A 13,763-nucleotide genomic window follows, 5' to 3' on the forward strand; every position below is an offset into this window, starting at 1 on the left:
ATATTTAAAAGGACCTAGGCAGTAAAGTTCATACTGCCTAGGTCCTTTTAAATATTTGGATATCTAAACTGCGGAGGGACGGTTGAATGGACATCACCTGGGTATAGGGGGGCCTCTTCACTCCTTCGTCAACCAAACAATTTCCCCATCTTCAAAGACTGGGATGATCGGCAAAATATTAGGGGTAGAACAATAAATTAGATCCCGTTCAAACCCCAAAGAAATCAGTTTTTTTCCATGAACTGAATCTCGGATCTTATCTATGATATGAGTCTCTGAGCTGCGATATAATATACGTGCAGCTTCACCCAAATCATTAAGCACAACACTCGGCCCTAAGGCATCAATAAGCATTCCCGCACAAAGAGTATCGGGCAGATCAAAACGTTCTTCGGTGCCAGCGCAAAACACCACAACCCCATCGAATTTACAGTTGTTTTCAAATTGCTTAGCAATCGCCAAAACAATGCTCTGCATATTCAGAAATGAAGCCATCCAAATCATAGGCGCAGCACTTGCATCGCGAATAGCCCGTGTGCCATTCGTCGTCGTCATAATGACTCGCTTGCCACCTACTTTCTCTGGAACGTAGTCAAAGGGTGAATTGCCGAGATCAAATCCTTCCATCGGCAACGCCTGGCGTTCTCCCCCTAATAAAGACCCCGGAAGGGTCAAACGCTTTTCCAAGGCCTCTTCCGGCGTAAGCACGGGTATTATAGCCTGACACCCATTAGCCAAAGCAGTTACCATGGTACTTGTGGCTCTTAAAACATCAATTACGATGACTAATTTATCTTCTAGGTAGGGTAAAAGCGGCGAACCCGCATTTGGTAATACTTCAATCTGCATGCAATCACCCCCATCCATGAGTTATAATTTATTACACTATTTCTGTTTCCATAGAAATCGACATTTTACCTACCTTCATATTACTCATTCAACCTATTAACCGGAAATCCTGCAAATATTTCAAAAGAATAGCTCTCTTAACTTTTGCCAAACAAAATACAGTTATTTTTACGTTAAAAATGCCACTCTTTCACGAGAAAGAGTAGCATTTTAACTTATTCACAAATCACTTAGATCAACCCATCATTTTAACTATTGCGCCAACGCAGGTTCGGTTTTCGCGACGCACTCACTTCATCCAACCGCGTGACTAACGTGGTATGCGGTGCATTCTTGACGAGATCTGTTTCGCTTCGAGCTTCCTTTGCAATCTGGATGAGTACCTTTGCAAATTCATCAAGCGTTTCAACGCTTTCAGTTTCTGTTGGCTCGATCATCATGGCCTCTTCAACAATCATCGGGAAATAGATGGTCGGTGGGTGATAACCATAGTCCAATATGCGTTTGGCGATATCCAAGGTATGCACCCCGGTAGATTTGAGATTTTTTGGGGTAATGATAAATTCGTGTTTACATATTCGTTCAAACGGCAGAAAGTAGTGTTCTTTGAGAATACTCATTAAGTAGTTAGCATTCAAAACTGCATTTTCAGATGCCGCCTTCAGCCCTTGCCCGCCAAGGCTTCGAATGTAGGCATAGGCCTTAACGAGCACCGAGAAGTTAGCATAAAACGAACGTACCCGACCAATTGAAAGCGGTAGATTCTCCTCAAGTGTAAATGTCCCATCATCCTGACGAATTACCATAGGCTTGGGCAGGAAAGGCACCAAGAACTCCTTGACTCCGACTGGTCCAGCCCCTGGACCTCCGCCTCCGTGAGGCGTAGAGAATGTTTTGTGCAAGTTCAGATGTACAATGTCGAAACCCATGTCCCCTGGACGAGCGATACCCATAATTGCATTGGTATTCGCTCCGTCATAGTACAATAACCCTCCTACGTCATGAACCACTTTAGTAATTTCTAAAATATTTTCATCAAAGAGTCCCACCGTGTTAGGATTGGTTAACATAAGCGCAGCAACCTCAACACTAACGACTTTTTTCAAAGCCTCTAGATCGACCCCTCCGCGCTCATTGGATGGGACCTGGATAATGTCATAACCGACCATCGCTGCCGTCGCTGGGTTGGTGCCATGGGCCGAATCTGGAACAATCACTTTTGTGCGTTTATTATCTTGACGGTGTTCATGATAAGCTTTAATAATTAACATCCCTGTCATTTCACCATGAGCACCAGCAGCAGGCTGGAGAGTAAACCCGTCCATTCCGGTCAATTCACAAAAATCGTCTTGAAGTTCTGCCATAAGCTGCAGAGCCCCTTGAGTCATCGACTCAGGCTGGTAGGGATGAAGGGCTGTAAAGCCGGGTAGGCGAGCTAATCTTTCGTTGACCTTCGGGTTATATTTCATAGTGCAAGACCCCAGTGGATAAAACCCAGTATCCAAACCATAATTGAAGGTGGACAACCGTGTAAAGTGACGAACGACATCCACTTCTTCTAGTTCCGGGAGCTGGGATTCCAGCTCCTGCTGTGAGAGCATATGTTTAGGAATCATCATTTCGACAGGAACTTCCGGTACATCGCAAGCAGGCAAGCTAACGGCACTTCGTCCACTGGCGCTGAGCTCAAAAATAAGCGGTTCTAATGTTTTCATTGGATCTCCCCCAATCTGGCCACGAGCCGGTCAATATCTGCCTTGCACTTCGTCTCAGTCACACAGAAAAGAAGGTGATGATCAAGTTCAGGATAGAAACGAACCAGATCAAGGCCTCCGATAATCTGATCTTCCAAGAGCATGGCATTAACTTTAGCCGGCTCAATCTTCGTCTCAACAACAAATTCATGGAAGAATGGTCCAGAGAAAGCTAAAGACATCCCTGGGATTTTGGCGATCTCCCGTGAAGCATAATGAGCATTCTGCAAATTCAGGCACGCTAACTCCCTGATTCCTGTTTTTCCGAGAGCACTCAAATGCATGGTAAAAGCCAGCGCACAGAGCGCTTCATTGGAGCAAATATTGGACGTAGCTTTTTCCCGTCGAATATGTTGCTCGCGTGCCTGTAGGGTTAATACGTATCCTTTTCTCCCGTTTTTGTCTGTGGCAACACCGACAATCCGCCCCGGCATCCGCCGGACATATTTGTCCCTGGTAGCCAAGAATCCCAGATAAGGGCCACCGAAATTTAAGGAGTTACCTAGAGCTTGCCCTTCGCCTACAACAATGTCTGCTCCAATTTTTCCTGGGGATTTTAATAGTCCCAAAGAAATTGGATTGACCGCCATGACCATCAAGGCCCCCTTGGCATGGGCAAGTTGGACTATTTCCTCAGCACTTTCAAGACTTCCAAAAAAATTGGGATTCTGCATAAGTACTCCTGCAATATCCTCTTGTAGAGCTACTTCAAGGACAGACAAATCTGTCACGCCATCTTTATACGGAATTTCGATAAGATCGACACCCCGTGGCGGTAGATAGGTCTTCATGACTTCGCGATATTCGGGATGCACTGTTTGCAATACGAGTACTTTTTTACGTCGTGTCGCATCGCAACACATGAGGGCGGCTTCTGCAAAAGCTGAAGCCCCTTCATACATCGATGCATTAGCCGCATCCATTCCAGTTAACTCGCAGACTAATGTTTGATATTCATAAATCGCCTGAAGTGTCCCTTGACTAATCTCCGGTTGGTACGGTGTATACGCAGTGTAGAATTCGGAACGCAATAACAATTGATCCACAAAACTCGGAATAAAATGTTCGTAAGCACCGGCTCCGAGGTACGAACTGTATTCTTCCACCGTTTTATTTCGACTTGCCAACCCTTTGACGTGTTTGACCAATTCCTGCTCGGCCATCCCCCCCCGAATTGCGAGGGGACGTTTCAAGCGAACTTTCTCAGGAATATCCGCAAAGAGCTCCTCAACAGACTTAACCCCAATACGGCTTAAGAGTCGTTCCTGCTGGCTGTCCGTATTCGGTACAAAATTCATTCTAATGTTCCTCCTCTAACAAAAACGTTTCATACTCAGCAGCCGTCATCATGTTTTCAAGAGGAGATAAGTCATCGGCAGCAACTTTAATTAACCAGCCTTGCCCGTAAGGATCACTGTTAAGCAAATCAGGTGCATCCAGAACCAGAGTATTCACCTCAACGATCTTACCACTAATCGAAGCAGAAATATCCGAAACAGCTTTCACCGATTCCACCGTACCGTATGATTCTCCAACTGTTACCATTGAACCTTCATCGGGAAGTTCTACAAATACAACATCCCCGAGACTTTCTTGCGCATGATCTGTAATTCCAAACGTCACAATATCTCCCTCGACCTTGGCATACTCATGGTTTTTGTTATACTTCAATTCTACTGGATTCATGAAATCATCCTCCTAATATTTTTGTGTTATCATACCCTAAGGGCATCTAGAAAAATCCACTTCACTCAGACGTCCTCTTCAATTCATAGTGAAAACTTGACCGCAACTTCTCGCCTCGTGCCTTACCTTAGTTCCCTCGTTTATAAAACAAAGTGGGTATTATTTTAGCTTGCACCGCTTTCCCACGAATCAATACGTCCAGGCTGTCACCTTGAACTGCCAAATCCGCGCGAATAAGTCCCAAAGCTATATTTTTATTAAGAGTCGGGGAGAAAGAACCTGAAGTGACAAATCCGATGTCTTCGCCATTCTTTTGAAGTGGGTAATGAGAGCGAGCGATTCCCCGCCCAATCATTTCAAGGCCTACAAGCTTACGCGGTATTCCTTGTTCCTTCTGGGTTTGGAGTGCATCCCTACCGATAAACGCTGTTTTATCTAATTTAACAAAAGCACTCAGACCCGCTTCCAACGGAGAAATTTCTGGACCTAACTCATTTCCATACAAAGGAAGGCGTGCCTCAAATCGCAAAGTATCACGGGCACCCAAGCCAATCGGTTCTACACCTTCTGCTGCACCAATTTCTAAAATTCTTTGCCATAATTGCCTTACATATTCAGGAGCAACATAGATTTCAAACCCGTCTTCTCCGGTATAACCCGTGCGTGAGATAAGACATTGTACGCTGTCAATTTTTCCGTGTTGGAATGCATAATATTTAATTTGGGATAGATTAATGTTGGAAATGCGTTGTAAAATAGTTTCTGCAAAAGGTCCTTGCAAAGCGATTTGGGCAAACTGATCGGTGACGTTGTCAACACTCACGTCAAAATTATTAGCCTGTTTAAGCATCCAGGTGTAATCCTTATCGGTGTTAGAAGCATTCACGACGATAAAAAAGTGATTTGAATCATAACGATAAACGAGCAAATCATCGACAATACCTCCGTCAGGGTAACACATAGGAGAATAAAGAATTTTCCCATCTTCAAGTTTACTTACATCATTTGTAATCAACATTTGGACAAATTTCAGTGCTTCTTTACCATGGACATCGATCTCTCCCATATGTGAAACATCAAAAAGCCCTGCCTTTGTGCGGACGGTCTGGTGTTCTTCAATTACACCAGCATACTGAACCGGCATTTCCCAGCCGCCAAAGTCGATAAGCTTAGCTTTCGCAACCTGATGTTCCTCGTAAAGAGGGGTTCTTTTTAATTCGACCATATTGGCACCTCCTCCATTCTGTCATTCATTTCATTTTGCTTGATGCCGTAAACGGTATGGGAGTTGACTAGCATAAAAAAGGACAGAGAAGATGCGTCATCGCACCTTCTCTGTCCTTGAACCTGAGAGATTCGCCGTTCCCGGCTTCCCCTTTGGTGTTCTCTATGTAAGAGAAACTCTCCAGAGTACCGTCTTCTAGCAGTACTTTTGCCTGAGAGTTTCCTCCCTCAAAAAGCAATTTCAAGGGTTTTTCTCCTTCGGCGTCTGGGTTCTCCAGATCTCTCCCACTAGTGTCATCCGATATAAATTATTTAGTATTTATTATATAGTAAGCCTTTTCCCTTATTTAGTCTAGTGCCTTTTGATTAATTCTTCGGATAATGTCGTGACAATAACTAACAAAAAATCCCGTCCCTCTTACGAAGGGACGAGATCACTCGCCGTACCACTCTGTCTCGACAAACAATACTCAGCTGTATCATACACCGTATTACGCGAATTAATAAAATTATTTAATATATAAATAAAACTCATCTAACCCAGATAACCTTTTCATATGTTCTATGCAGAATCAATTTGTATAAGTAATAATTAATCCTTTAAAATAACTTTGCGCAGGATAGTAACAAGCTTTGCTTGTCCTTCCGACTCAATCGGATCCACCATCCACAGACACAGAAAAGAGATCTTGCGACTCTTCCATTCCTGAACGTAAGTATCCATGTTTTCTTTAGAAAGGTATAAATGCGTCGGATCCTGTGAAGACATTAAACTCACAACGACACAACGTTGCTCAATGTCATCCATAACTTGAAATGCACGATCGAGCAAATCATCGCTCCCGGTCATTAACACATCTCCCGGGCGAAAATTGTGACTTGCTTCAGCAAACCCAACACTAAAAATATTAATATTTTTTGAATCTGATTGCAAATCGTCAATGGAAGGTAAGAGTTCAACCTCTTGGCGTCCTACCTTGCCAACGTAAATCTGATTCTCATCCTGATGCAATCCAAATCCTTGAATGAGAAAGTCGGGAGATATCTCACAAATTATTCTATTCATCGGTGACAATCCTTCTCCTTCAAAGTTATCTGTAGAACATTTTAACACGAAACTAAGCTAATTCGCAACAACAGAGCACTAAGCCCTTAAGCTATGACTTCATTCTGTCCTTGCAGATTCGCCAAATCGAGGTGGGCAAGCAGGAAAGACTTTAGTTGAGTCCTGAGTATATCACGATTTCTCATAAGTCCCTGTATATCTTCTTGAATTTCGTCCCACCTTTTCTGTGCTTCAGACACTTTGTTTTGTTTTTCATGTTCGGCTTCCCTCAACAAAAGTTCGGCCTCATGACGTGCCGCCTGCTTAACTTCTTCTGCTGTTTGTTGAGCTAAAACCAGAGTCTGCTGCAGAGTATTCTCTAACTGACGATAGTGGCTAATTTCCGTTTCCAACCCTTTTGTCTTTTCACGGAGTTCGAAGTTCTCGGCGTAAATGGTTTCAAACTCCTGACTCACGTTCTCGAGAAACTTCTCAACTTCCTCGCATTGATAACCTCGTACCCCTTTGCGAAATGTTTTATTGCGAATATCAAGAGGCGTCATCTCCATCTCTCTTTCCCTCCTAATGCCGTTGTGACCGAAAAAGAACGATTTTCCAAGCCGTCCGTTCTTTGCGGGTCTGGGAACATTCCAAAAATTTTATACGCCCCTGCCCTCGGCAAGAAATTATATCGCCAGGTCGCACTTCTGCTTCCGCTTTGCTCACCACAAGACCGTCTCGTCTTACTTTACCTTGCGTAATCCACTCCAGCGCGTTAGACCTCGCAACTCCAAACGCATTGGCAATCAGCGCATCGATACGTGATGAATTAACTGTGATACGGCTTTCTTCACCTAGGTCGGGATACACATCTGGTTTTTCGCAATAAAGTGAAACTTCAATTTTTTCACGCCCTGCCTGTATCCAATGATCTAATAAAAACGAAGCGATCTCTGCCGTCGTGGCTATATAGAAACCCCGCTGACCCGCTTGAATGTCCCCCAACACATCTCGTTTAAACCCCAGACCCATAAGGGATCCCAAGATCTGGCGATGTTCCAGTTGAGCACGTGAATCCGACGGATGCACCCAGAGCAGCGAAATGTCGGCATCTGTAGGGTCCAAGGTTTCTCCCCAAGGACCTACAATAATCCGAACACGTTCTGCTTCAGGGAACCCTCCCTCAGTCCTAAACGAAAGATGTTCCTTCCTCAGAACAGCCTCAGCCCACTCCCGCATAGCAAAGCTTAAAAAAGGGGTGACTTGTTTTAACTTCTTTTTGAGCACCCCATCTACTTGATCTAAAAAATGGGCTGCTTCCAGACGCATTTCCTTTTCACTCCAAAATCCAAGGCTACTTCGATCTACCGAATGTTTCATGCTATTAGAAAAGCCTCCAGATCAAAGATCGAATGAGTTCCAACACGATGATTGCGATCATCGGGGAAAAATCGACTGGCATAGCACCCCCGCCGATTTGAAAGCGTTGAAAAGGCTTAATTATTGGATCTGTCACGTCATAAAGAAGGGTAACCAGCTTATTATTGTGCGATATCAGATTCGGTACAAAGGAAAGGATTGCCCGAATCACAATCGCATAAATAAGAATTGTAATCACCTTATCAATAACTTGGATTATTAAAATAATAAGAAATCCCTCCTTATCTCGAACTTGGCCAGAACAATCCCTTATCTTTTAGTTCGTCACGCATTTCTCCAGAAATATCAACGTTATTGGGCACAAACAAGAAAATCCCATTGCCTACTTTCTGCATATTGCCATTTAACGCATAAGTTGTCCCACTAATAAAATCAACAATCCGTTTGGCTAACACCTTTTCCGCGTTTTCGAGATTAACAATAACTGGTCGCCGAGATTTCAGTTGATCTGCAATATTTTGAGCTTCTTCAAAGGAATTTGGTTCCATTACAACCACACGCATTTGCTTTTGAGTGTGAATACTCACAACCTGCGCATTTTTACGGCTAGTACGCACTTCTTCTTGGACGTTTTTTTCTCTATCATCTTCTTCAAAAATCTCATCTTCTAGTTCCTCATCAGCGAATCCCATAATTCCAATTACTTTGTCAATCAATTTCGCCATATATATTCCCTTCCTTTCAAGGTTTAATGCCTTAGTCGCACTTATTCTTCAGAGAGTAAATAACCTTCAGTTATACTTTCTACCTAGTGCCGAAAATCTGACGTCCTACACGGACAAGGGTAGCTCCTTCTTTAATAGCCAATTCGAAATCTTGACTCATCCCCATCGAAAGCTCTCGCAAGTCTACTCCAGACCATTTCCGGGATTGCAAAGTATCGCGTAGTACTCGAAGCTCACGGAAAAATCCTTGTGTTTCAGCTGAACTCGCCTCCAACGCCCCAATGGTCATAAACCCATGAACTCGGACATGGGGATAATCCCCAATGGAATTTAAAAAATCTGGCACTTCCTCTGGCATGAGTCCTGCCTTTGCGGGGTCCCGGGCGATATTTACCTGGACAAGTGTTGCCCAAATCATCTGACGCCGTTCCCCTTGCTCGTTGAGTGTCTCTAAGAGCGAGAACCGATCCAGCGAATGAATCAGCGAAACGTTTTGGTCCAAATACTTTACTTTGTTGGTTTGCAACCTTCCCACCAAATGCCATTCGCAATCGTTTGGCAGAGAAGGAGCTTTCTCCAACCATTCTTGAACACGGTTTTCTGCAAAGGCTCGTTGTCCAGCCTGGTAAGCTTCCTCTAAGCTTGAAACCGGTTGAGTCTTAGACACAGCCAATAATCGGATGGTACTAGGGTCTCTTTTACTCCGTGCTACAGCTTGGTCTATCCGCTGACGAACTTCAATTAAATTTTGCTTGATATCCACGTCTGTCAACATCAGAATATCCCCTCGCTTTAATTTCTACGCCCTTTCGCCGGTTTCCTGCTTATCAAACCCAAACCTAAATATTTTTTACATCGGCTACTAAGCCTTCCAGGCCCTCACGCGGTGTAATCACGACAGGAATACCACTTGGAAGGTTTTCAATACAGGCTTGACTATCATCTTGATCAAGGACAGTTACTTTTTTGAAATGTACAACACCTCCATCCCAAAGAAAGATCCCTAGTTCCTCGCCCTGCGTCCACAGTGCACTCTTCGGGACAAGAACTCCACTGGTCGAAGGGAGATAGCTCCACGTTATATCTTGACGCCTCTGGGCCGCTGATCCGTCGACATAATGAGGAAACTGGACAATCACTCCTTTAGGGGTATCAGATTTGCGTAGAATTTTAGCACTGACCGTTTGATTTCCCGCAGTTAGACGTAATGTTTTACCAATTGTGAGCCCATCGATACTCGGCAGTTCAATGAATGCTTGGGTCGGGATGAGGTTATTAACAATTTTCCCCACAATCTCCCCCGCTTGTACAGTTGCTCCCGCAGTTTTCACGTTGGCAGTCTGAGCCAATAATTTATTCAAATCCATTGAATTAAGATTTTGGCTCGTCAGGATGGATTCTAAACCATCGCTTTGATGAAAAAACAGTCCCCCCTTCGCTGCCAGAATCGTTTGTTTCATCCCATCTTGGGTCATTCCTGGCGCTGCGCCTGCGGTTTGGAGAATCGCCACAGCCTCCCCACGTCTAAAGCGTTGTCCATTTTCACCTAAAAATTGAATCTTTCCTGTGGACGGAGCAGATATCGGTATTTCCTCATTTGCAAACGTTGCCATGACTTTACGTTCGTGGGTGATCGTTCCGGTTTGAGCCACTGCAAATTTTATATCCCCAGCGGTTAGACTTGAACGATAGGACCACAGGATTCCTCCAGTCAGAACGATGAATAAAATACCCCAAAACCAATAGGCTGGTTTTCTTCTTTTTCCCTCCATTGCACCCTCCAACTCGATATTCGATATTCGTAGTTCGTTGTTCTCATTGAACTACGAACCACGAACTACGATAAGGCTCGTGGCAAATCACACGTAAAGACGGTTCCAACTCCTAGCTGAGAAGAGACATTAATTCTGCCACCCGTACCTTCCACCAAGTGTTTTACAATACTTAACCCTAGCCCCGTTCCGCCTTGCTCCCGCGAACGGGCCTTGTCTACTCGATAGAAACGTTCGAAGATCCGGGGCAAAATTTCTGCGGGGATACCACAACCCGTATCTCCAAATTCAAGGTGAATATATTCCCGCCCCACTTGCGCGTGTAGCCAGACACGTCCCTCTGCCGTATATTTAACTGCATTCTCTAATAAATTGAGAAGAAGTTGACTCAGGAGATCTTCTCCGATTAAAAGTGGCGGCATATTTTCCGGAAGATCAACCTCCACTTTGATTCCTTTGGCCTCGGCAAAACTTTGAATCACCGGTTTGACTTTTTCGTATGCCTCTTGAACCGAACTTACTTTGCTATAACTTACCTCAGCCCGATTTTCACGTCCTTCAATATGAGCTAACGTCAGCAGGTCCTCAATAAGTCGCTGTAAGCGCAAGGTTTCTCCTTGTATAATCTTCAAGAATCGGCTACGTAAGGAGGGATCGTCTGCTGCGCCGTCCAAAAGTGTTTCTACGAACCCTTTGATAGAAGTCAACGGAGTTCTTAGTTCATGAGAAACATTAGCGACAAATTCTGTGCGCATTTGTTCCAGTCGCCGAAGCTCCGTCACATCATGAATTACAATGACCGCACCCCTGGGCTTACCCTGCTCACTTAAAATAGGGTTAATCTGGCTTTGTACTGTCCTTTGAGCAATATTCGTTTCCCTCGTAGCTGAAGGCTGCCCGGAAAGCACTTTGCGAATTAAATGCTCTAGTTCAGAATCGTAAGTCAGCTCCAACAAATATTCCAATTCTTTGGCCGTGCCTTGGCGTTCAAAAATTTTTTCGGCTGCAGCATTCACTAAAACAACTCGACCAACATGGTCCACAGCCACAACGCCTTCTTGCATCCCTGCCAAAATCGCTTCCATCTTGAGTGCTTCCTGGGTCCCCTTTTGAACGATCATCTCTACGTGACGTGAAAGACTATTCAATTCCGCTGTGAATTCCCCGATTTCATCCGTCGAATCCGAAAAATCAATGCGCTCAAAATCTCCCCTGGCAATTCGCTGGGTGGTAAAGTGAAGTTTCTCCAGTCGACGAGATAGTTGACTGGAGTAGAAATAAACAGCTCCTACAGGAAAGCACAAGGCGAGCACAACAACTCCAAAGTCAATCGGTAACCCTGCAGGCCCTAACCTAGCGCTCTCTCCAACCCAAAACAAAAGTAGGGCAAGCCCTGTCATGCCAAAAAAAAGTCCGGTCAATCGCCATTTAATACTCATACTTCTCAACCTTTAAAACGATAGCCGATCCCGCGTAGGGTCTCTATGTACTCGGGATTCGAAGGGTCCTTTTCCACTTTCAAACGCAGGTGACGCACATGAACATCAACCGTCCGAGTATCTCCGTCATATTCATATCCCCAAATTCGATCCAGGAGCTCATCCCGAGAATACACTTTACCCGGATGAGTTGCAAAGACACGTAGAAGCTCAAACTCTTTTGGGGTTAACTCAGTTTCCTCTCCTCGAACATGGACACGAAACCCTGTTATGTCAATCCGCAAATCTCCTCGGATTATTTGAGCAACTGTCTCCTGCGTCGAATTGAGACGACGCAAGCGAGCTTTAATTCGAGCTAACAGTTCACGCGGGCTGAAAGGCTTGGTCATATAATCATCAGCCCCGAGCTCCAACCCTAAAACCGTGTCAATCTCCTCACCTTTAGCGGTTAACATAATAATAGGGATTTGCTGAAATCTTGGATTTAAGCGAAGAATCCGACAAACCTCCAAACCATCCATGCCCGGTAGCATGACATCGAGAACAATGAGATTCGGTAGTTCCTTCTCTACACATTCCAACGCTTCCTGGCCATCCTTCGCTACAGAAACCAGGTATCCTTCCTTTTCCAGATTAAATCTGAGGAGTTCTAGAATTGGTTCCTCATCGTCAACTACTAAAATTGCTGCCACCTAACCCCCCCTTAATCGTGGTTCGTGGTTCGTGGTTCGTAGTTCGGTATTCGAACCACGAACTAGGGAAAGCGAGTTATGGTTCTCGCGCTTCCTTTACCTCGTGCATCGTACCTCGCCTACTCCGTACATCTCGAACCTCGAACCCCCAACTTCGAACCTCGCAATTTGATCCACCCTGCCATCCGTCCTGAACGGGCTCCATCACGCCGATACGAAAAGAACCATTCAGGATTGTCTGCAGTACAGACCGAAGCAACCTCTATGTTTTCTGGACGAACCCCTTTTCCCAAGAACAACGTCTTGTTGGCCTCCCATAAATCAAGTAGATAATGCCCATCATCTTGCCTATGCAGAAACGGTGTTTCGTGATAGTTCGCTCGAAACTGTACTGCAACACGTTCATCCACTGAATAACAACAAGGACCAATGCTCGGCCCAATCGCAACCCAGGCATCCTCAGTGCGCCCTCCAGCTTCTTCAAAAAACTCCAAGACTTTTTGCCCAATCTTATGGGCAGTACCTTTCCAGCCGGCGTGCGCAATCCCTACTGCCTTGAGATCGGGGTAATAGAAAAAAAGAGGGACACAATCCGCAAAAAAAGCCATCAGCCCGACAGAGCTCTGAGTCAATAATCCGTCCGTAGCAGGGATTGCCGTCTCCAATTCACAACTACCTCGGCCCCCGTCTTCCTCATTGACCCATAAGACATTTGTACCATGAACCTGTTCACCCACTGCAACCTTGGTCAAGGGAACCCCCCACTGATCCAGCCAATGCTCTCTGTTTTGCAAAACTGCAGTAGGATCATCTCCCACATGAAGCCCTAGATTAAACGAATCGTAGGGAACCTGACTGACTCCTCCTACACGAGTAGAGAAACCTATGTCTATTCCTTCAGCTGACCATTTTGGAATGGTTAGATAGGTAAAATTTCCTCTTTTATGCCATTTCCAGCTCATCCCTTCAGCTCCTTCGATTTCCTTTAAATATATCATTTAATCACTCTGAGGACAAACCCGACATTACTCCTATTAGGGTACAATTTCACCACAATGTGATTAATCATTCCTCCTAGTCCTGATAAAGAAAACTTGGCGGCCGCCTAGTTGCGCTGATGCGCTGACCAAGGATGGCCAAGTGTCCCTGTAACCCACGAAAACACTGTTTTCGCACGGATTACCCTTCTAACAGACA

General features: G+C 44.8%; 15 protein-coding genes and 2 riboswitches. All 15 genes read right to left on the reverse strand.

The features are described 5' to 3' along the window. Nucleotides 1–117 precede the first annotated feature (117 nt). The 15 genes from DSBG_RS17150 to pgeF all read right to left on the reverse strand — a co-directional run bounded on the left by DSBG_RS17150 (nt 118) and on the right by pgeF (nt 13,528). A complete protein-coding gene (locus tag DSBG_RS17150; RefSeq protein WP_068965527.1) occupies nt 118–849 on the reverse strand; it encodes a 2-phosphosulfolactate phosphatase in 732 nt (243 codons plus the stop codon). A gap of 248 nt (nt 850–1,097) precedes the next feature. After that, entirely contained in the window at nt 1,098–2,564 is a 1,467-nt protein-coding gene (gene gcvPB, locus DSBG_RS17155; protein WP_068965529.1) for an aminomethyl-transferring glycine dehydrogenase subunit GcvPB, read from the reverse strand. Then, entirely contained in the window at nt 2,561–3,901 is a 1,341-nt protein-coding gene (gene gcvPA / locus DSBG_RS17160; RefSeq protein WP_068965531.1) for an aminomethyl-transferring glycine dehydrogenase subunit GcvPA, read from the reverse strand. The genes gcvPB and gcvPA overlap by 4 nt, the downstream gene beginning before the upstream one ends. 1 nt (nt 3,902) lies before the next feature. After that, nucleotides 3,903–4,289, reverse strand: a complete 387-nt coding sequence (gcvH, locus tag DSBG_RS17165; protein ID WP_068965533.1) for a glycine cleavage system protein GcvH — start codon at nt 4,287–4,289, stop codon at nt 3,903–3,905. Between the two features lie 127 nt (nt 4,290–4,416). Continuing rightward, entirely contained in the window at nt 4,417–5,514 is a 1,098-nt protein-coding gene (gene gcvT / locus DSBG_RS17170) for a glycine cleavage system aminomethyltransferase GcvT (protein ID WP_068965535.1), read from the reverse strand. 108 nt (nt 5,515–5,622) lie between these two features. Then, nucleotides 5,623–5,700, reverse strand: a riboswitch (glycine riboswitch). A gap of 3 nt (nt 5,701–5,703) precedes the next feature. Then, nucleotides 5,704–5,811: riboswitch (glycine riboswitch) on the reverse strand. 294 nt (nt 5,812–6,105) lie between these two features. Then, complete coding sequence (locus DSBG_RS17175; protein ID WP_068965536.1) at nt 6,106–6,579, reverse strand: hypothetical protein; 474 nt, start codon at nt 6,577–6,579, stop codon at nt 6,106–6,108. Nucleotides 6,580–6,665: 86 nt separating this feature from the next. After that, nucleotides 6,666–7,127 (reverse strand): DivIVA domain-containing protein, encoded by a 462-nt coding sequence (locus tag DSBG_RS17180; protein WP_068965538.1) that lies wholly within the window; start codon nt 7,125–7,127, stop codon nt 6,666–6,668. 13 nt (nt 7,128–7,140) lie between these two features. Next, nucleotides 7,141–7,938 (reverse strand): YlmH family RNA-binding protein, encoded by a 798-nt coding sequence (locus DSBG_RS17185; RefSeq protein WP_068965540.1) that lies wholly within the window; start codon nt 7,936–7,938, stop codon nt 7,141–7,143. Nucleotides 7,939–7,942: 4 nt separating this feature from the next. Then, nucleotides 7,943–8,251: a YggT family protein gene (locus DSBG_RS22010; RefSeq protein ID WP_491005787.1), complete on the reverse strand. Its 309-nt coding sequence runs from the start codon at nt 8,249–8,251 to the stop codon at nt 7,943–7,945. Continuing rightward, a complete protein-coding gene (locus DSBG_RS17190; protein ID WP_068965542.1) occupies nt 8,220–8,663 on the reverse strand; it encodes a cell division protein SepF in 444 nt (147 codons plus the stop codon). The genes DSBG_RS22010 and DSBG_RS17190 overlap by 32 nt, the downstream gene beginning before the upstream one ends. A gap of 79 nt (nt 8,664–8,742) precedes the next feature. After that, a complete protein-coding gene (locus DSBG_RS17195; RefSeq protein ID WP_068965570.1) occupies nt 8,743–9,426 on the reverse strand; it encodes a YggS family pyridoxal phosphate-dependent enzyme in 684 nt (227 codons plus the stop codon). Between the two features lie 76 nt (nt 9,427–9,502). Next, entirely contained in the window at nt 9,503–10,435 is a 933-nt protein-coding gene (locus DSBG_RS17200) for a biotin/lipoyl attachment domain-containing protein (protein WP_068965544.1), read from the reverse strand. Nucleotides 10,436–10,500: 65 nt separating this feature from the next. Beyond that, the gene (locus DSBG_RS17205; protein ID WP_068965546.1) at nt 10,501–11,874 is read right to left on the reverse strand and encodes a HAMP domain-containing sensor histidine kinase; all 1,374 of its coding nucleotides are present in this window, start codon (nt 11,872–11,874) and stop codon (nt 10,501–10,503) included. Between the two features lie 5 nt (nt 11,875–11,879). Further along, nucleotides 11,880–12,566 (reverse strand): response regulator transcription factor, encoded by a 687-nt coding sequence (locus DSBG_RS17210; RefSeq protein WP_068965548.1) that lies wholly within the window; start codon nt 12,564–12,566, stop codon nt 11,880–11,882. Between the two features lie 119 nt (nt 12,567–12,685). Further along, entirely contained in the window at nt 12,686–13,528 is an 843-nt protein-coding gene (gene pgeF, locus DSBG_RS17215; protein ID WP_068965572.1) for a peptidoglycan editing factor PgeF, read from the reverse strand. Between the last annotated feature and the right edge of the window lie 235 nt (nt 13,529–13,763).

Origin of the sequence: Desulfosporosinus cupriresistens, from assembly GCF_001707885.1 — a bacterium.
GTDB lineage: Bacteria > Bacillota > Desulfitobacteriia > Desulfitobacteriales > Desulfitobacteriaceae > Desulfosporosinus.

Bases quoted from the DNA above. Each gene is read 5' to 3' on its own strand.
- DSBG_RS17150 (WP_068965527.1), bottom strand. From the start codon at position 849: ATGCAGATTGAAGTATTACCAAATGCGGGTTCGCCGCTTTTACCCTAC.
- gcvPB (WP_068965529.1), bottom strand. From the start codon at position 2,564: ATGAAAACATTAGAACCGCTTATTTTTGAGCTCAGCGCCAGTGGACGA.
- gcvPA (WP_068965531.1), bottom strand. From the start codon at position 3,901: ATGAATTTTGTACCGAATACGGACAGCCAGCAGGAACGACTCTTAAGC.
- gcvH (WP_068965533.1), bottom strand. From the start codon at position 4,289: ATGAATCCAGTAGAATTGAAGTATAACAAAAACCATGAGTATGCCAAG.
- gcvT (WP_068965535.1), bottom strand. From the start codon at position 5,514: ATGGTCGAATTAAAAAGAACCCCTCTTTACGAGGAACATCAGGTTGCG.
- DSBG_RS17175 (WP_068965536.1), bottom strand. From the start codon at position 6,579: ATGAATAGAATAATTTGTGAGATATCTCCCGACTTTCTCATTCAAGGA.
- DSBG_RS17180 (WP_068965538.1), bottom strand. From the start codon at position 7,127: ATGGAGATGACGCCTCTTGATATTCGCAATAAAACATTTCGCAAAGGG.
- DSBG_RS17185 (WP_068965540.1), bottom strand. From the start codon at position 7,938: ATGAAACATTCGGTAGATCGAAGTAGCCTTGGATTTTGGAGTGAAAAG.
- DSBG_RS17190 (WP_068965542.1), bottom strand. From the start codon at position 8,663: ATGGCGAAATTGATTGACAAAGTAATTGGAATTATGGGATTCGCTGAT.
- DSBG_RS17200 (WP_068965544.1), bottom strand. From the start codon at position 10,435: ATGGAGGGAAAAAGAAGAAAACCAGCCTATTGGTTTTGGGGTATTTTA.
- DSBG_RS17205 (WP_068965546.1), bottom strand. From the start codon at position 11,874: ATGAGTATTAAATGGCGATTGACCGGACTTTTTTTTGGCATGACAGGG.
- pgeF (WP_068965572.1), bottom strand. From the start codon at position 13,528: ATGAGCTGGAAATGGCATAAAAGAGGAAATTTTACCTATCTAACCATT.